At 71.3% G+C, this 17339-nt stretch carries 13 protein-coding genes; 8 read left to right on the top strand and 5 right to left on the bottom strand.

Annotated features, from left to right (window positions below; translation table 11 throughout):
- Positions 1-160 precede the first annotated feature (160 nt).
- From ACIA79_RS31155 to ACIA79_RS31140, 4 genes are read left to right on the top strand one after another with little or no spacing between them, the layout of a single operon-like run.
- A complete protein-coding gene (locus tag ACIA79_RS31155) occupies positions 161-1036 on the top strand; it encodes an ABC transporter permease (RefSeq protein WP_399431787.1) in 876 nt (291 codons plus the stop codon).
- On the top strand, positions 1029-1811 hold the full coding sequence (locus ACIA79_RS31150; RefSeq protein ID WP_399431745.1) for an ABC transporter ATP-binding protein: 783 nt from the start codon (positions 1029-1031) through the stop codon (positions 1809-1811). Before ACIA79_RS31155 ends, ACIA79_RS31150 begins: the two co-directional genes overlap by 8 nt.
- Positions 1812-1848: 37 nt before the next feature.
- Entirely contained in the window at positions 1849-3081 is a 1233-nt protein-coding gene (locus tag ACIA79_RS31145; protein ID WP_399431744.1) for a glycosyltransferase 87 family protein, read from the top strand.
- Positions 3082-3124: 43 nt separating this feature from the next.
- Positions 3125-3373: a hypothetical protein gene (locus ACIA79_RS31140; RefSeq protein ID WP_399431743.1), complete on the top strand. Its 249-nt coding sequence runs from the start codon at positions 3125-3127 to the stop codon at positions 3371-3373.
- Positions 3374-3496: 123 nt separating this feature from the next.
- On the opposite strand, the gene ACIA79_RS31135 is transcribed toward ACIA79_RS31140, so the two are convergent.
- Positions 3497-8449 carry an NAD-glutamate dehydrogenase gene (locus ACIA79_RS31135; RefSeq protein ID WP_399431742.1) on the bottom strand — a complete coding sequence of 1651 codons (4953 nt, stop codon included), beginning with the start codon at positions 8447-8449 and terminating at the stop codon, positions 3497-3499.
- 373 nt (positions 8450-8822) lie between these two features.
- Between ACIA79_RS31135 and ACIA79_RS31130 the strand changes: the two genes are divergently transcribed.
- Positions 8823-9389 carry a DJ-1/PfpI family protein gene (locus ACIA79_RS31130; protein WP_399431741.1) on the top strand — a complete coding sequence of 189 codons (567 nt, stop codon included), beginning with the start codon at positions 8823-8825 and terminating at the stop codon, positions 9387-9389.
- A gap of 111 nt (positions 9390-9500) precedes the next feature.
- Here the strand turns inward: ACIA79_RS31130 and ACIA79_RS31125 are convergent, their stop codons facing one another.
- Positions 9501-10172: an HAD family hydrolase gene (locus ACIA79_RS31125; protein ID WP_399431740.1), complete on the bottom strand. Its 672-nt coding sequence runs from the start codon at positions 10170-10172 to the stop codon at positions 9501-9503.
- A 48-nt stretch (positions 10173-10220) separates the two neighbouring features.
- Entirely contained in the window at positions 10221-10727 is a 507-nt protein-coding gene (locus ACIA79_RS31120) for a DUF6912 family protein (protein WP_399431739.1), read from the bottom strand.
- A 273-nt stretch (positions 10728-11000) separates the two neighbouring features.
- On the opposite strand from ACIA79_RS31120, the gene ACIA79_RS31115 reads away from it, so the two are divergent.
- The gene (locus tag ACIA79_RS31115; protein WP_399431738.1) at positions 11001-11441 is read left to right on the top strand and encodes an Rv3235 family protein; all 441 of its coding nucleotides are present in this window, start codon (positions 11001-11003) and stop codon (positions 11439-11441) included.
- A 199-nt stretch (positions 11442-11640) separates the two neighbouring features.
- Here ACIA79_RS31115 and secA read toward each other — a convergent pair whose 3' ends face one another.
- Complete coding sequence (secA, locus tag ACIA79_RS31110) at positions 11641-14454, bottom strand: preprotein translocase subunit SecA (RefSeq protein WP_399431737.1); 2814 nt, start codon at positions 14452-14454, stop codon at positions 11641-11643.
- Positions 14455-14708: 254 nt separating this feature from the next.
- Here secA and ACIA79_RS31105 point away from each other — a divergent pair, with 254 nt between their 5' ends.
- Complete coding sequence (locus ACIA79_RS31105) at positions 14709-15278, top strand: GNAT family N-acetyltransferase (RefSeq protein ID WP_399431736.1); 570 nt, start codon at positions 14709-14711, stop codon at positions 15276-15278.
- Between the two features lie 48 nt (positions 15279-15326).
- Complete coding sequence (locus tag ACIA79_RS31100; protein ID WP_399431786.1) at positions 15327-16493, top strand: winged helix-turn-helix domain-containing protein; 1167 nt, start codon at positions 15327-15329, stop codon at positions 16491-16493.
- Here the strand turns inward: ACIA79_RS31100 and ACIA79_RS31095 are convergent, their stop codons facing one another.
- Positions 16494-17279, bottom strand: coding sequence for a response regulator (locus tag ACIA79_RS31095; RefSeq protein WP_399431735.1), 786 nt, complete (start codon positions 17277-17279; stop codon positions 16494-16496). It lies immediately after the preceding gene.
- Positions 17280-17339 lie beyond the last annotated feature (60 nt).

Here is a 17339-nt window from a genome sequence, read left to right as displayed (position 1 = left end):
GAGCGACCTACCCTCCCCGTAACGACGATACGGTTCCGTTCCGACCCGAGGGGCCCGAGTGACCACGTACACGGCCGACCTGCGGTCCCCGACCGCACCCGCACCGCCCGGGGGCACGCGCCCCGCGGGCGCCGCGCCGCACCCGGCCGCCCGGGCGCCCGTGCCCGAGGAGGACCTGCGGCAGCTCGCCCTCGCCCACGGGCTGACCGTCAGCGGCGCCCGGCCGCCCCTCGCCGAGTACGCCCGCCGGCTGTGGTCGCGGCGCCACTTCATCACCGCCTTCGCGACGGCCCGCCTCACCGCCCAGTACAGCCAGGCCAGGCTCGGCCAGGTGTGGCAGCTGATGAATCCGCTGCTCAACGCGACCGTCTACTTCTTCATCTTCGGCGTGCTGATGAACACCCGGCACGGCGTTCCCGACTACGTCCCGTTCCTCGTCACCGGCGTGTTCATCTGGACGTTCACCTCCAGCTCGATCACCGCCGGCACCCGCGCCATCAGCGGCAACCTCGGCCTGGTCCGCGCCCTTCACTTCCCCCGCGCGAGCCTGCCGATCTCCCTCGCGCTCCAGCAGCTCCAGCAGCTGGCGTTCTCCCTGGGCGCGCTCGTCGTCATCCTCTTCTGCTTCGGGGTCCGCCCCGGCTGGTCCTGGCTGCTCGCCGCGCCCGTCCTGCTGCTGCAGTTCCTCTTCAACACGGGCGTCTCGATGACGATGGCCCGCCTCGCCGCCCGCACCCCCGACATCGCCCAGCTCACGCCGTTCGTCCTGCGCACTTGGATGTACGTGTCGGGCGTGATGTGGAGCATCGACAAGGTCCTCGCCGACGAGCGCGTGCCGCACGCCGTCGGCGTGGCCCTCCAGTACAACCCCGCGGCCGTCTACATCGACCTCGTGCGCTTCGCGTTCATCGACAGCTTCACCGCCGACCGCCTGCCGCCCCACGTCTGGGCCGTCGCGGCCGGCTGGGCGCTGCTCGCCTTCGCGGCCGGCTTCATCTACTTCTGGAAGGCAGAGGAGACCTACGGCCGTGGCTGACACCGCCAGGACCCCGACCGTCGTCGTGGACGGCGCCCACATCACGTACACCGTCCAGGGCGCGGGCGCCGGGAGCACGGGCGCGCCCGCGGGGAGCCCCCTGCGGCGCCTGCTGGGCCGCCGCCGGGCGGCCCCGGGCACCCGTACCGTCCACGCGGTCAAGGGCGTCAGCTTCGCCGCGTACAAGGGCGAGGCCATCGGGCTGATCGGGTCCAACGGCTCGGGCAAGTCGACCCTGCTGAAGGCGATCGCGGGGCTGCTGCCCACCAGCCGCGGCCGGATCTACACCCAGGGCCAGCCATCCCTGCTCGGGGTGAACGCCGCACTGATGGGCGACCTGACCGGCGAGCGCAACGTCATCCTCGGCGGCCTCGCGATGGGCATGTCGCGCGAGGAGGTCCGCGCCCGCTACCAGGAGATCGTCGACTTCTCCGGCATCAACGACAAGGGCGACTTCGTCTCCCTGCCCATGCGGACGTACTCCTCCGGCATGGGCGCCCGGCTGCGCTTCGCCATCGCCGCCGCCAAGAGCCATGACGTGCTGCTCATCGACGAGGCGCTGGCCACGGGTGACGCCAGGTTCCGCGCCCGCAGCCAGGAGCGCATCAACCAGCTCCGCGCCGAGGCCGGCACGGTGTTCCTGGTCAGCCACAGCAACTCGACCATCAAGCAGACCTGCGACCGCGCCATCTGGCTGGAGTCGGGGACGGTCCTGATGGACGGGCCCTCGGCGGAGGTGGTCGACGCGTACGAGGCGTACACGAGGAGGAAATAGGTAAAACAGCCACACAATCGGCATAAAGTGCGGTGCGATGACGACCACGTACCGGACCGGCGCCGCTGGTCGCACCGCACGCACCCCTGCCGCCCCGCTCGCCCTGACCGCCGTGTGGGTCCTCACCCGCGCCGGGATGCTCCTGCTGCTGTGGCGCGACACGCTCGGCATCGGCGGCGTCGGACGCGAGGTGTACGTCCTGTACCGGCACTGGTACGACCTGCTCGCGCTCGGCGCCTTCCCGCCGGACGACGTCACCTGGCAGTACCCGCCCGGCGCCGGCCTGGTGCTGCTCGCCCCCGGCGCGGTGCCCGGGCTGACGTACTACCAGGCGTTCGTGGCGCTCACGCTCGCCGCGGACGCCGCGGTCACCGTCGCGCTCGCCCGGTCGGGCGGCAGGTGCGAGGGCGGCGGCCTCGGGGCGGCCGGCGCCTGGCTGTGGACCTGCGGCCTGGCGCTCCTGCTGCACCTGCCGCTCGCCCGGTACGACGTCCAGGTCACCGCCTTCGCGGTGTTCGCCCTGCTGGCCCTCGCCGCCCGGCGGCCGAAGCCCCGGCTCGGCGGCGCGCTCGCCGGACTGGGCGCGCTGGTCAAGGTGTGGCCGGTGCTCGCGCTGCTGGGCACGCCCCGCGGGCGCGCCACCCGCCGGGCGTGGACGACCGCCGCGCTCACGGCCGCCGCACTGCTCGGGGCGCTCGTGCTCGGCTTCTCGCACACCCTCGGCTTCCTGCGCCAGCAGGGCAGCCGCGGGGTGCAGGTCGAGTCGCTCGGCGGCACCGCGCTCTCGCTGGCCCGGCTCGCCGGATGGCCGGGAGCGGTCCAGTACCGCTACGGGGCCTTCGAGCTGACAGGCCCTCACGTGGCGAGCGTGGCGCACACCGCGCTCGCCCTCACCGCCGCCGCCTTCGCCTGGCTGGTGTTGTGGCGCGTCCGCTCGCGCCGCTGGTCCCCGGCCACCCCGCTGGACGCGGCCCTGGCCGCCGTGCTCCTCTTCACGGTCACCAGCCGCGTGATCAGCCCCCAGTACATGGTGTGGCTGGTGGGCCTGGCGGCGGTGTGCCTCACCTCCCGGCACACCCGGCAGCGGCCCGTCGCCCTCCTGCTGCTGCCCGCCGCGGCGCTCAGCGCGCTGGCCTACCCCGTTCTGTACGACGAGGTCATCGCCGTCACGCCGCTCGGCTGCGGGGTGGTGGCCGTCCGCAACGGGCTGCTGGTCGCCGCGGCGCTGCTGTCCTGCCGCCGGCTGTGGACGTCGACCGTCCCGACGTGACATCCCGTCACGGCCGGCGCCTCCCTGCTGGGATCATGAACGTATGACTATCGTTCTGCGTCGCGTCTGTGCGGTGATCGTGCTGGTCACCGGGGCCGCCCTGGGTTTCTGGCTCGTCTTCGGAAGTCCGCATGACTGGGAGGGCGCCCTGCGGCTCGGCCGCCTCGCCCTGGGGCTCACGTCGATGGGCCTGATCAGCGCCAGCGCCTGGCTGATGTTCCCGGGCAGCCCCGAGGACGACGAGGAACCGGCGCACGACCCCGCCCCGGCCCCCGGCCCCCTGGACGTCTGAGCACCCCGGAACCCGGCACACGCCCGGGGCACCCGGCACACCGCGGCGGCGGACACGCCCGAGGGGCGCCCACCGGCCGGAACCGGTGGGCGCCCCTCGCGTCCGCTTCGCCGCGACGGCGGCTCAGCTGTGCTGACGCAGCAGCGTCCGCATCGTGCGCATCGCCACCGACAGGTTCGCCAGGTCGAAGTCCTCCGAGCTCTGGATCTCCTCCAGCGTCGTGCGCGCCCGGCCGAGGATCGCGGCGTTCCTCTGCTCCCAGGCCGCGAACCGCTCCTCGGGCGCCGCCGTGCCGTTCCCGGCCGACAGCACGTCCGCGGTGAGCGCCGCGTGCGCGGCGTACAGGTCCTCGCGGATCGAGGCACGGGCCATCGACTGCCACCGGTCGCCACGCGGCAGCTCGATGATCCGGTCCATCAGCTGGGTGATGGACAGCCGGTCCGCCAGGTCGTAGTAGACCTCGGCGACCGCCATCGGGTCCTTGCCCGTCCGGTCCGCGATCGCGACGATGTCGAGCGTCGGGAAGGCCGACGAGAACCCGGCCACCCGCAGCGCCAGCTCGTCCGGGACGCCCGCCGTGGTCAGCTCCTCGACGATCTGCTCGTACCACTCCAGGTCCGCGCCGCGCAGCATCTTCGGCAGCTGCGCCCAGACCAGCTCCACGCGCTCGGCGAAGAACTCGATGGTCTCGGCGAGCTGGAGCGGCTGCGGCCGGTTGTTGAGCAGCCAACGCGTGCCGCGCTCGACCAGGCGGCGCGAGTGGAGCCGGATCCGGGTCAGGACGTCGGCCGGGACCGTGTTGTCGAGCGCCTCGACGGCGTCCCACACCGAACCGAGCCCGAAGATCGCGCGGGCGGCGGTCTGCGCGCGGACGATCTCCTCCGTCGACGCGCCCGTCTCCTCGCGGAGGCGGTGCAGGAAGGTCGAGCCACCGGTGTTGACGGTGTCGTTGACCATCACCGTCGTGATGATCTCCCGGCGCAGCGCGTGCGCGTCGATCTGCGCCGGGAACTCCTCGCGCAGCTTCGACGGGAAGTACGCGTGCAGCAGCTCGCGCAGGTACGGGTCGTCGGGCAGATCCGTGTGGATCAGCTCCTCCGCCACCGTGATCTTGGTGTAAGCCAGCAGCACGGCCAGCTCCGGCTGGCTCAGGCCCTGCTTGTTGCCGAGCAGCTCGCGGATCTGGCGGTCGTTGGGCAGGAACTCCAGCGCCCGGTCCAGGTGCCCCTCGCGGCTCAGCCGGCGCATGAAGCGCTGGTGGGCGTGGAGGAGGGACGGGGACTGCTCGACCGCGTTGGCCAGGGCCACGTTCTGCGCGTAGTTGTTGCGCAGCACCAGCGCGCCGACCTCGTCCGTCATCTCGGCGAGGATCTTGTTGCGCTGCTTGACGGTCATGTCGCCGTCCGTGACGAGCGCGTTCAGCAGGATCTTGATGTTCACCTCGTGGTCGGAGGTGTCCACGCCCGCGCTGTTGTCGATGGCGTCGGTGTTGATCCTGCCGCCGAGTCCCTCGGGCCCGCCCTTGCGGGCGAACTCGATGCGGCCCAGCTGGGTCAGGCCCAGGTTGCCGCCCTCACCGACGACCTTGACGCGCAGGTCCTCGCCGTCGACACGGATGGCGTCGTTGGCCTTGTCACCGACGTCGGCGTGCGTCTCGGTGACGGCCTTGACGTACGTGCCGATGCCGCCGTTCCACAGGAGGTCCACCGGGGCCTTGAGGATCGCCTTCATCAGCTCGGCCGGGGTGAGCTTGGTGACGCCGTCCTCGATGCCGAGGGCCGTGCGCATGTGCGCGTTGACCGGGATCGACTTGGCCGTACGGGGGTGGATGCCGCCGCCCGGGGACAGCAGCTCCTTGTTGTAGTCGGCCCAGGAGCTGCGCGGCAGCTCGAACAGGCGTCGCCGCTCGGCGTACGAGACGGCCGCGTCCGGGTTCGGGTCGATGAAGATGTGGCGGTGGTCGAAGGCGGCGACCAGCCGGATGTGCTCGCTGAGCAGCATGCCGTTGCCGAACACGTCACCGGACATGTCACCGACGCCGACGACCGTGAAGTCCTGCGTCTGCGTGTCGTGGCCGAGCTCGCGGAAGTGGCGCTTGACCGACTCCCAGGCACCGCGGGCCGTGATGCCCATGCCCTTGTGGTCGTAACCGGCCGAGCCGCCCGACGCGAAGGCGTCGCCGAGCCAGAAGCCGTACGCGACCGCCACCTCGTTGGCGATGTCGGAGAAGGTCGCCGTGCCCTTGTCGGCCGCGACGACGAGGTAGGTGTCGTCCTCGTCGTGCCGCACGACGTCCTGCGGCGGCACGACCTCGCCTCCGACGAGGTTGTCGGTGATGTCGAGCAGCGCCGAGATGAAGGTGCGGTAGCTGGCGATGCCCTCCGCCATCCACGCGTCGCGGTCGACGGCCGGGTCGGGGAGCTGCTTGGCGACGAAGCCGCCCTTGGCGCCGACCGGCACGATCACGGTGTTCTTCACCATCTGCGCCTTGACCAGGCCGAGGATCTCGGTACGGAAGTCCTCACGCCGGTCCGACCAGCGCAGGCCGCCGCGGGCGACCTTGCCGAAGCGCAGGTGGACGCCCTCGACGCGCGGCGAGTACACCCAGATCTCGAACGCCGGGCGCGGCGCCGGCAGGTCGGGGATGGCCTGCGGGTCGAACTTCATCGACACGTACGCGTGCGGCTCGCCGTTCTGCGCCTTCTGGAAGAAGTTGGTGCGCAGCGTGGCCTTGATGACGGTGAGGAAGGAGCGCAGGATGCGGTCCTCGTCCAGGCTCGCGACCTGGTCGAGCGCCCCGTCGAGCTCCTCCATCAGACCGTCGATCAGCTCCGTGCCGGCGCGCTGCCGCTCCGGTGCCATCCGGGCCTCGAAGAGCGACACCAGCAGCCGGGTGGTGTGGACGTTGTTGCGGAGGGTGTCCTCCATGTAGTCCTGGCTGAAGGTGGAACCGGCCTGGCGCAGGTACTTGGCGTAGGCGCGCAGCACCATCGCCTCGCGCCAGTTCAGCCCGGCGCTCAGCACGAGCGCGTTGAACCCGTCGTTCTCGGCGCGGCCGGTCCAGGTCGCGGCGAACGCCTCCTGGAACCGCTCACGCGCGTCGTCGGCGAGGTAGTCGCCGCCGTTGGCGGTGGACTGCGGCATGCGCAGCCCGAAGTCGTAGATCCACGCCTGCGTGCGGTCCGCGCAGCGCAGCTCGTACGGGCGCTCGTCGACGACCTCGACACCGAGGCGGTTGAGGACCGGCAGGACGGCGGAGAGGGAGACCTGCGCGCCCGTCTTGTAGATCTTGAAGCGGCGCTCGCCGGGGCCCGCGCCGACCGGCTCGTAGAGCGAGAGGGCGAACTCCTTCTCGCCCCCGACGAGCTGCTCCAGCTGGCTCAGGTCGGCGACGGCCGCCCGCGGCGAGTGGTCGGCCTTGTAGCCCTCGGCGAAGGCGTTGCCGTAGCGGCGCAGCAGCTCGGCGGCGCGCTCCTCGCCCATCTCGGCGTTGAGCGCCTCGGCGAAGCCGTCCTCCCAGGAGCGGGCGGCGTCGACGAGCCGGCCCTCGATGCGCTCGACGTCGGCGTCGGTGAGCGGGGTCAGCTCGGTGCCCTGCGGGACGCGGACGACGAAGTGCAGCCGGGACAGGATCGACTCGGTGTTCCAGGCGGTGAAGTCGACGCTGGTGCCGCCGAGCTCCTCCTTCAGGATGTCGATGATCCGCAGCCGGACGGTGGTGTTGAAGCGGTCGCGCGGCAGGTAGACGAGGGCGGAGTAGTAGCGCCCGTACTCGTCCTGGCGCAGGTACAGCCGCAGCCTGCGGCGCTCCTGCAGGTACAGCACGCTGGTGGCGATCGCCTCCAGCTGGTCGACGGGCGTCTGGAAGAGCTCGTCGCGCGGGTACGTCTCCAGGATCTGGAGCAGGTCGCGGCCGTCGTGGCTGTTGGGCGAGAAGCCCGCCTTGTCGAGGACCTCGGCGACCTTGCGGCGGATGACCGGCACGCGGCGGACCGACTCGGTGTACGCGGCCGACGAGAACAGGCCCAGGAAGCGCCGCTCGCCGATGACGTTGCCCTGCTCGTCGAACCGCTTCACGCCGACGTAGTCCAGGTACGACGGGCGGTGCACGGTGGCGCGGCTGTTGGCCTTGGTGAGGATGAGGAGCTTGTGCTCGCGGGCCTTGGCGCGCGCGTCGCGCGGCAGGCGGTTGAACGACGGCGAGACGGGGTGGGACTCGTCGGTGCTGTGGTGCGGGTCGGAGCGCAGGATGCCGAGGCCGGTGCCGGGGACGGCGGCCAGCGCGTCGTCCTCGGTGAGCGAGTACTCGCGGTAGCCGAGGAAGGTGAAGTGGTCGTCGGCCAGCCACCGCAGCAGCTCGCCAGCCTCTTCGATCTCGGTGCTGCGCAGGTCGTCGGCGACCGGCTCCCGGGGGAGGTCCTCGGCGATGCGCAGCGCGGCGTCGCGCATCTTCTCCCAGTCCTCGACGGCCTCGCGGACGTCGGACAGGACGCGCAGCAGGTCGGAGCTGATCTGCTTGAGGTCGGCGCGGTCGGTCTCGCGGTCGATCTCGACGTGGATCCAGGACTCGGTGAGGGCGTCGTGCGGGAGCGCGTCGCGGGACCCGGGGGTGAGGATCTCGATCAGCTGGCCGGTGAGGTCACGCCGGACGAGGACCTGCGGGTGGATCACGACGTGGATGCCGCGGCCCTGCCGGGACAGCTCGTTCGTCACGGAGTCCACGAGGAACGGCATGTCGTCCGTGACCACCTCGACGACCGAGTGGCTGCACGTCCACCCGTTCTCCTCCACGGTGGGCGTGTGGACGCGGACGCTCGCCGTCCCCTGGGGGCGGTTCTCGGCCAGCCGGTAGTGGGAGAGGGCCGCGCCGAAGACGTCGACCGGGTCCCGGTCCGTGAGGTCCTCGGGAGCGGTGTGCAGGTAGTAGCGCTGGAGGTAGTCGAGAACGATGTCCTGGTCCGGACGCTTCCCGCTCTCGGACCCGATCGCGAGTTGCCCCCCGACCGGGCTGTTCTCAGCTACCCGGGCAGCCCGTTCGAGCAGCTCGGCCTTTGCTTCGTCCAGCTTGGTCTGCATGTCCTCTGGCTCCTGTCGCGCGCCGTTGCGTGACGTAGGTGAAAGAAAAGGTGACACAACGCCACGACGCGGGGTATCCCGTACGAGGCGACGTTATGCCGTGATGAGAGGTGTCCGGGCCGTTATTGGCCAATTCTGGCGAGCGGGCCGGATGGCAAGAATCAGCGCTCGCCCGGGCCCTGGGGCGCACCGGGCGCAGGCCGGGGGCTTCGCTGCCCCCATGGCGTATAGCGCTGATCACGGGTCCAGGCTATCGCCCTTCACCCCGGGCCCGTCATGAGCCGTATGTGTACAAAACCCGGTGCCGAAGTTTGACACTCTGGACAGCGACACGTGTCCTTCCGGCAACCACTCCCACCAGAGGCAGGCAGTGATGACCCTGAAGATCCTCATCGTCACCGGCGACGCGGCGGAGTCCCTCGAGGTGCTGTACCCCTACCAGCGACTGCGTGAGGAGGGGTACGAGGTCCACATCGCCGCCCCCTCGCGCAAGCAGCTCCGCTTCGTGGTGCACGATTTCGAGCCGGGTTACGACACCTACACCGAGAAGCCCGGCTACACCTGGCCGGCGGACCTCGCCTTCTCGGAGGTCGAGCCGAGCCAGTACGCGGCGGTCGTCGTCCCGGGCGGCCGTGCGCCGGAGTACCTGCGCAACGACCCCGAGCTGCGCAAGATCCTCAAGTCCTTCTTCGACGCGGACAAGCCGGTCGCCCAGATCTGCCACGGTCCGCTCCTGACGGCCGCCGTCGGCGCCCTGGAGGGCCGCCGGGTGACCGCCTACCCGGCGCTGGAGCTCGACATGCAGGCGGCGGGCGCCACGTTCCAGGACACCGAGGTGGTCAGCGACGGCACCCTGGTCTCCTCCCGCGCCTGGCCGGACCACCCCGCCTGGATGCGCGCCTTCCTGGAGCTGCTGCGCACGCGGACGGCCGAGGCGTAGGCCCGGCGGCCCGGTGCGCCCGCCGGCGGCAGCGCGCCGGCGGGCGCACCGGCAGCGGTGGAGCGGGCGGGGTGCCCCCGGAAGCAAGGTGCCCGCCAGGAGAGGGTGCCGCTAGGCCACCAGGTCCTCCGCGACCGCCACCGCCTCCGCGAGCGTGTCCACGACCGGCACGCCCACCGCCTGCAGGCTCGCGCGGCTGTGCGAGCCCCCGGTGTACAGCACCGCCTTCGCTCCCACGTGCGCCGCCGCCACCGCGTCGTCCGCGGCGTCGCCTATGACGACGACCCGCTCCGGCGACGACGTCACCGTCGGGCCCAGCTCCATCAGGTGGCGCACCATGTGCGCGGCCTTGCCCGCCGTGGAGGTGCCGACGCGCCCGTCCACCCGGACGAACCGCTCCTCGATGCCGTGCCGCCGCACGATCGGGACGAGCTGCTCGTGCGGCGCCAGCGAGAGCAGCGACTGCGTCGACCCGGCCTCCTGCCGCGTCGCCAGCAGCTCCGCCGCCCCGGCCGCCAGCCCGCACGCCTCCGCCCGCACCCAGTAGTGCCGGTGGAAGGTCCCGTCCATCAGGGCCCATTCCTCGTCCGTGGGGAGCCGGCCCAGCAGCCGCTCGTAGAAGAGCGGTACGGGCACGCAGTACAGCTCGCGGTACCGGGCGAGGGTGATCGGCTCCATGCCTATCTCCTCGAACGCGGCGTTCGTCGCCCCGATGACCGCGTCGATGTCATCGAGCAGCGTGCCGTTCCAGTCCCACACCAGGTGCGTGTCGCGTTTCCCCATGCCGAAAACCGTACCGGGAGCCGCCGACAATCGTCCCCGGCCTGCTGCTCAGCCCAGCAGCGCGGGGATCTCCTGCACCCCGAACCACAGCAGTTCGTGGTCCTCGGCCCCGTCCACGGTGAACTGCGCGTCCTCGTCCCCGTGGTCCGCCGCGCCCAGTGCGTCCGCCGCGGCCGACACGTCCGCCTCCGCCTCGGAGGAGTCGGCGTGCACCGCGGCGGCCTTGGCCAGCGCCACCGGTCCGGCGATCCGCACCTCACCGACCGACGACGGGTCCAGTCCCGCGTCGGGATCGGCGCTCACGGCCTTGTCCGGTACGTCGAAGGCGACGACGATCCGGCGCCGCGCGGCGCCGGGGTCACCGGCGATGAGCCGCAGCGACGCCGCCGCGGCACGGTTCAGCGCGGCGTACTCGAGCTCCTCGATGTCGTCGGAGACGTACCACTCACGCAGTCCGGGTGTCACGGCGTAGGCGGTGAGCGGGCCGGGCCCGATCTCGCCCGCCTTGTACGCCTGGGCGAGACCGGGGAGCGTCAGGGGGACGTACACACGCATGGGAGGCCGCTTTCTCGTCGACGGACGCCCTCAGGATACGTGCGGTGTCCTCTTTCGGGTCCGGCTCCCGCCCGGTCGCTCCGTCAACCCGGGTCCGCGGCACCCGCCGCGGGGGCCCGTGGTGACCGCGCCCCAGCACCCGGATAGGTGATGCGTGCCCGGCTCCAACCCGCCGCCCCGCTTCCGTTGCGGCCGCCCTCACCGTCCCCGTACAAGATCCCCAACCGAAGTTACCGCCCGGTAGACCACCGGGTCCGACGGAACGGGGCCGCCATGACCACCGCCGCACCGCGCACCGCGCGCACGACGACCCACCCCGGGACCACCCGCCCGGCCGGGCGCCACGACCAGCGCCGCCCCGCGACGGTCCGGCCCCGCCGGCCGCTGCCGCCGCACGCCGTGTTCGCCGAGCGCCTGCTGGCGGTGCTCAGCGGTGAGCGCCCCGTCCACTGGATGCTCGGCCAGACCGTGGGCGAGGCGTACGAACAGCTCGTGCACCTGGCACCCGGCACGCCCCTGCGCGCGCGGGACGGGCATGCCGCACGGCCCGTGCTCCGCAGGGTCGGCGTCTTCCCGCTGCGGCCGGGAGTGGTCGAGGCGTTCGCGACCATCGCGACGGGGGACCGGGTCCGGGCGATGGCGTTCCGCCTGGAGCAGGGCCCGGACCGCAAGTGGCGCTGCGCCGCCGTCGAGCTGGGCGGTGACCGCATCTGACCTGGGTCGCGCAGTCCGGGGGTCCGGTGTCCGGGGACCGGCGACCGGCGTGGGGTTCGGCGTGCGCCCCCCGGCGCGCCCGCAACGGAAAGGGGGCCGGGCACGTCTCCACGTACCCGGCCCCCCTCAGCGGCCTGCCTCACCGGCCGCCGCTCGGCGGCTCGGCGGCCTCGCGGCGGCGGCGTACCGCCGTCACGGCCTACTTCTTGCGGCGACGCCCGCCCTTCTGGGCCTTGCGCCGCTCCGCGCGGGTCATGCCGTCACCGTCCGGCCGGCCCGCCGCGTCACCGTTCTCGAAGTCGCCCTCGATGATGTCGCCCTCGCCGTCGACCTTCGGCGCGGTGAAGTGCAGCCGGTCGGGGCGCCTCGGCGCCTCCAGGCCCTTGGCCCGGATCTCCGGACGCGCCTGCGCCGGCACGGCGTCCTCCTTGGCCAGCGAGGTCTTCTCGGCCGCGTCCTGCACCGGGACCTCCTCGACCTGCTGCTCGACCTGGACCTCCAGGTTGAACAGGTAGCCGACGGACTCCTCCTTGATGCCCTCCATCATCGCGGTGAACATGTCGAAGCCCTCGCGCTGGTACTCGACCAGCGGGTCCTTCTGCGCCATCGCGCGCAGGCCGATGCCCTCCTGGAGGTAATCCATCTCGTAGAGGTGCTCGCGCCACTTGCGGTCCAGCACGGAGAGCACCACGCGCCGCTCCAGCTCGCGCATGATCTCCGAGCCGAGCTGCTTCTCGCGCTCGTCGTACTGCCGGTGGATGTCTTCCTTGACCATCTCGGCGATGAACTCGGAGGTGATCCCGGCACGGTCGCCGGCCGCCTCCTCCAGCTCCTCGATGGTGACGCTGCACGGGTAGAGCTGCTTGAACGCGCCCCACAGCCGGTCGAGGTCCCACTCCTCCGCGAAGCCCTCGACGGTCTCCGCCTGGATGTACGCGTCGATGGTGTCGTCCATGAAGTGGCGGATCTGCTCGTGCAGGTCCTCGCCCTCCAGGACGCGGCGGCGCTCGCCGTAGATGACCTCGCGCTGCCGGTTGAGCACCTCGTCGTACTTCAGGACGTTCTTGCGGGTCTCGAAGTTCTGCTGCTCGACCTGCGACTGCGCGGACGCGATCGCGCGCGTGACCATCTTGTTCTCGATCGGCACGTCGTCGGGGACGTTCGCCATCGCCATCACGCGCTCGACCATCTGCGCCTTGAACAGCCGCATCAGGTCGTCGCCCAGCGACAGGTAGAAGCGCGACTCGCCCGGGTCGCCCTGACGGCCGGAACGACCGCGCAGCTGGTTGTCGATACGCCGCGACTCGTGCCGCTCGGTGCCCAGCACGTACAGGCCGCCGAGCGCCTTGACCTCGTCGTTCTCGGCCTTGACGGCGAGCTCGGCCTTCTCCAGGGCGGCGGGCAGCGCCGCGGCCCACTCCTCCGGGTTGTCGACCGGGTCCAGGCCGCGCTGGCGCAGCTCCGCCTCGGCGAGGTCCTCGGGGTTGCCGCCGAGCTTGATGTCCGTACCGCGGCCGGCCATGTTCGTGGCGACCGTGACGGCGCCCTTGCGGCCGGCCTGGGCCACGATCGTCGCCTCGCGGTCGTGCTGCTTGGCGTTCAGCACCTCGTGCGGGATGCCGCGCTTGGACAGCTGCTGCGACAGGTACTCGGACTTCTCGACCGACGTCGTACCGACGAGGATCGGCTGGCCCTTCTTGTGCTTCTCCTCGATGTCGTCGACGACCGCGGCGAACTTGGCGACCTCGGTGCGGTAGATCAGGTCCGACTGGTCCTTGCGGATCATCGGCTTGTTCGTCGGGATCGGGACGACGCCCAGCTTGTAGATCTGGTGGAACTCCGCGGCCTCGGTCATGGCCGTACCGGTCATGCCGGAGAGCTTGTCGTAGAGGCGGAAGAAGTTCTGCAGGGTGATCGTGGCGAGCGTCTGGTTCTCGTCCTTGATGTCCACCCCTTCCTTCGCCTCGATCGCCTGGTGCATGCCCTCGTTGTAGCGGCGGCCGGCGAGGATACGGCCGGTGTGCTCGTCGACGATCATGACTTCGCCGTCGATGACGACGTAGTCCTTGTCCTTCTTGAAGAGTTCCTTGGCCTTGATGGCGTTGTTCAGGTACCCGACGAGCGGGGTGTTGACCGACTCGTAGAGGTTGTCGATGCCCAGCCAGTCCTCGACCTTCTGGACGCCGGACTCGTGGATGGCGACGGTGCGCTTCTTCTCGTCGACCTCGTAGTCGCCGGTCTCCTCGATGCCCTTGAGGGGGTTCCCGGGCTCGCCCCTCTTGAGGCGGGTGACCAGCTTGGCGAAGTCGCCGTACCACTTCGTGGCCTGGTCCGCGGGGCCGGAGATGATCAGCGGCGTACGGGCCTCGTCGACGAGGATGGAGTCGACCTCGTCGACACAGGCGTAGTTGTGGCCGCGCTGGACGAGCTCGTCCTTGGACCACGCCATGTTGTCGCGCAGGTAGTCGAAGCCGAACTCGTTGTTCGTGCCGTAGGTGATGTCGCAGTGGTACTGCTCGCGGCGCTGGGCCGGCGTCATGTTGGCCAGGATGCAGCCGACGCTCAGGCCGAGGAACTTGTGGACCCGGCCCATCATCTCGGAGTCGCGCTGGGCCAGGTAGTCGTTGACCGTGATCAGGTGGACACCCTTGCCGGACAGCGCGTTGAGGTACGCCGGGAGCGTGCCGACGAGGGTCTTGCCCTCACCGGTCTTCATCTCGGCCACGTAGCCGAGGTGGAGCGCGGCGCCACCCATCAGCTGGACGTCGTAGTGGCGCTGCCCGAGGACGCGCTTGGCCGCCTCGCGGACGGTGGCGAACGCCTCCGGAAGCAGGTCGTCGAGGCTCTCGCCGTCGGCGTACCGCTGCTTGTACTCCTCGGTGAGCGCCCTCAACTCGGCGTCGGAGAGGTTGACGAAGTCCTCTTCGATGGAGTTGACCTGGTCCGCGATGCGGTGCAGTTTGCGCAGGATCTTGCCTTCGCCTGCACGCATGAGCTTGTTGAAGACGGACACTGAGGTTGGTCTCCTTGCCGGTCGGGCCTGGCACTGGGTCTTGTCATGGACACTGGCACGGGCACGGCAGGTGGGCCCCACCGCAACGGCCATCGTAAGCGAGGACGCCGTCACGTCGGGAGGTCTGCCGCCACGGGGATGCCGACGGCCGCACCGACCGCCGTCCGCAAGGAGAACGCACGGGACGCGCCTAAGGTGCCGCTGAACCCGAAAAGTGTTCGCCCCACGCCACTGCGTAGCAGCAGAATCCCGTCATGGAGCCCCTCGCCCTCACCACCGGACGCCTGCTGCTGCGCCCCTTCGCCCCGGACGACACCGACGCGGTGCACGCCGCCTGCCAGGACCCCGCCATCCAGCGCTGGACGAACGTCCCCTCCCCGTACGAACGGCACCACGCCGAGCAGTGGACCGGCGTGGTCGTACCGGAGGGCTGGCACACCGGCCGGTCCCTGGACTTCGCGGTGGTGACCCCCGCGGACGGTGCCCTGGTGGGGGCCGTCGGGATCCGCGGGGAGGGCCCGGTGCGCGAGGTCGGCTACTGGACGGCCGCGGAGCACCGGGGCAACGGCTACACCCTCGAAGCCGTCACCGCCCTCGCGCGGTGGGCCTTCACCGAGCAGGGGTGCGGCCGGCTCGAATGGCGGGCCGAGGTGGGCAACACGGGCTCGCGCGCGGTCGCGGAGAAGGCCGGCTTCCGCCTGGAGGGCGTGCTGCGGGCGGCGCTCCCCCACAAGGGCACGCTGCGCGACTGCTGGGTCGGCGCGCTGCTCCCCTCGGACCTGGGTCTGCCCGGCGCCGACCCGTACCTCCCGGCCGGGGACTGACTGTCAGTGCCGCCGTCTATCGTGCCGAGCATGACGACCGTGCGGACCATGACGCCCCTGCCGCCTCCGACCGCCGAACTCTCCGCCGACGAGGCCCGTCGTATCGCCCTGCGCGCCCAGGGGTTCCTGGGTGCGCCGGACCGCCGGGCCGGCGTGCGCGGCGTCCTGCGCCGGCTCGGGGCCGTCCAGCTCGACACCATCTCGGTCCTGGCCCGCTCCCACGAGCTCATCCCGTACGCACGCCTCGGCGCGGTCGGCCGGAAGGCGGTCGAGGAGGCGTACTGGACGGAGGGGCACGCCTTCGAGTACTGGTCGCACGCGGCGTGCATCCTCCCCGTCGAGGAGTGGCCGCACTTCGCCTTCCGCCGCCGCGCCTACCGTGCCCGCCCGCAGTGGTACCACGACCTGCCGGACGGCGCGTACGACGCGGTGATCGCGCAGCTGCGCGATCAGGGCCCGCTGACCGCGACGGAGCTCGGCGGCGCGAAGAACGGCGGCGAGTGGTGGGACTGGTCCGAGTCGAAGGTCGCGGTCGAGCGGGCGCTGATGTACGGGGAGGTGGTCTGCACCGAGCGGCGCGGCTGGAAGCGGGTGTACGACCTGGCGGAGCGGGCCGTCCCCGGCCATCTGCTCCATGACGAGCTGGACGACGCCGAGTGCCTGCGCCGTCTGGTGCGGCTCGCGGGGGAGGCGCTGGGCGTGGGCACGCGGGCGGACATCGCCGACTACCACCGGCTCAAGGGCGAGCAGTTCGACGCGGTGGTGGCCGACTCCGGCCTGGTGCCGGTCCGGGTGGAGGGCTGGGACAAGCCGGCCTGGGCGGACCCGGCGGCGCTGGCGAGCGAGCCGCGCGGCCGCCACCGTACGACGCTGCTGTCGCCGTTCGACTCGCTGATCTGGGAGCGGGCGCGCACGGAGCGGATCTTCGGCTTCACGCACCGGCTGGAGGCGTACGTCCCCAAGCAGAAGCGCATACACGGCTACTTCGCCATGCCGCTGCTGGCGGGCGGGAAGCTGCTGGGCCGGGTCGACCCGGCGCGCGAGGGGACGACGCTGGTGGCCAGGCAGGTGTCGCTGGCCTCCCCCAAGGCCGTCGGCCCCATGGCGCAGGCGCTGCGGGAGGCCGCCGAGTGGGTGGGCTGCGACGCGGTACGGATCGAGCGCGTCGACCGCCCGGAGCTCGCCACCGCACTGGTCGCGGCCCTGGACGGCTGATCACCTGATCTCGAGGATCTTCTCCCGCATCGCGTAGACCACCGCCTCCATCCGGGAGTGCAGCTGCAGCTTCTCCAGGATGTTGCGGACGTGGTTCTTCACGGTGTTCTCCGAGATGAACAGCTCCTTGGCGATGTCCTTGTTGTTCATCCCGGTGGCGACGAGCTTGAGGACCTCCAGCTCGCGGTCGGTCAGCCGGGGCGCGGGCACGAGCCGGCGCTCGTCGGTGCGCTGGATCATCGACTTGAACTCGGTGAGCAGCTTGGACGCCATGGAGGGGCTGATCTGCGACTGCCCGTCGGCGACCGCGCGGATCGCGGTGGCCACCTCGTCGGTGGAGATCTCCTTGAGCAGGTAACCGGTCGCGCCCGCCTTGATGGCGTCGTAGAGGTCGGCCTCCTCGTCGCTGATCGTCAGCATGATGATCTTGGCGCTGGGGGCCACCTCCTTGATGGAGGTGCAGGCCTCGATGCCGCCCCGCTTCGGCATCCGCACGTCCATCAGGATGATGTCGGGCAGCAGGTCGGCGGCCTTGTCGACGGCTTCGGCGCCGTCGCCCGCCTCCCCCACCACCTGGATGTCCTCCTCCTGCGCGAGGACGATCTCCAGGCCGCGCCGGAAGAGCGCGTGATCGTCCACCACGAGCACCCTGATGGGCTCCTTGCGATACGTGGACGCACCGCCGCCGTCCGCGGTCCCGTCACCCGGGCCGCTGCCGGCATCCGTCCCGCCCGCCGGGGCGTCGGAGCCGCCCGGGTGGTGCACCGGGCCGAAGCTGTCCGCCATCGTTCCTCCCCCTGAAGGCCTGGACCGGAGTCCATGTTCGGTCCGCCAACCGCAGGTCGC

It is taken from the genome of Streptomyces sp. NPDC051310 (assembly GCF_044455245.1).
GTDB lineage: Bacteria > Actinomycetota > Actinomycetes > Streptomycetales > Streptomycetaceae > Streptomyces.
Note: the sequence above shows the minus strand (reverse complement) of the source record. Positions and strands in the feature narration are given on the sequence as shown.

Excerpts from the sequence above, each read along its gene's own strand:
- ACIA79_RS31145 (WP_399431744.1), top strand. The coding sequence starts at position 1,849 with ATGACGACCACGTACCGGACCGGCGCCGCTGGTCGCACCGCACGCACC.
- ACIA79_RS31140 (WP_399431743.1), top strand. The coding sequence starts at position 3,125 with ATGACTATCGTTCTGCGTCGCGTCTGTGCGGTGATCGTGCTGGTCACC.
- ACIA79_RS31135 (WP_399431742.1), bottom strand. The coding sequence starts at position 8,449 with ATGCAGACCAAGCTGGACGAAGCAAAGGCCGAGCTGCTCGAACGGGCT.
- ACIA79_RS31130 (WP_399431741.1), top strand. The coding sequence starts at position 8,823 with ATGACCCTGAAGATCCTCATCGTCACCGGCGACGCGGCGGAGTCCCTC.
- ACIA79_RS31125 (WP_399431740.1), bottom strand. The coding sequence starts at position 10,172 with ATGGGGAAACGCGACACGCACCTGGTGTGGGACTGGAACGGCACGCTG.
- ACIA79_RS31120 (WP_399431739.1), bottom strand. The coding sequence starts at position 10,727 with ATGCGTGTGTACGTCCCCCTGACGCTCCCCGGTCTCGCCCAGGCGTAC.
- ACIA79_RS31115 (WP_399431738.1), top strand. The coding sequence starts at position 11,001 with ATGACCACCGCCGCACCGCGCACCGCGCGCACGACGACCCACCCCGGG.
- ACIA79_RS31105 (WP_399431736.1), top strand. The coding sequence starts at position 14,709 with ATGGAGCCCCTCGCCCTCACCACCGGACGCCTGCTGCTGCGCCCCTTC.
- ACIA79_RS31100 (WP_399431786.1), top strand. The coding sequence starts at position 15,327 with ATGACGCCCCTGCCGCCTCCGACCGCCGAACTCTCCGCCGACGAGGCC.
- ACIA79_RS31095 (WP_399431735.1), bottom strand. The coding sequence starts at position 17,279 with ATGGCGGACAGCTTCGGCCCGGTGCACCACCCGGGCGGCTCCGACGCC.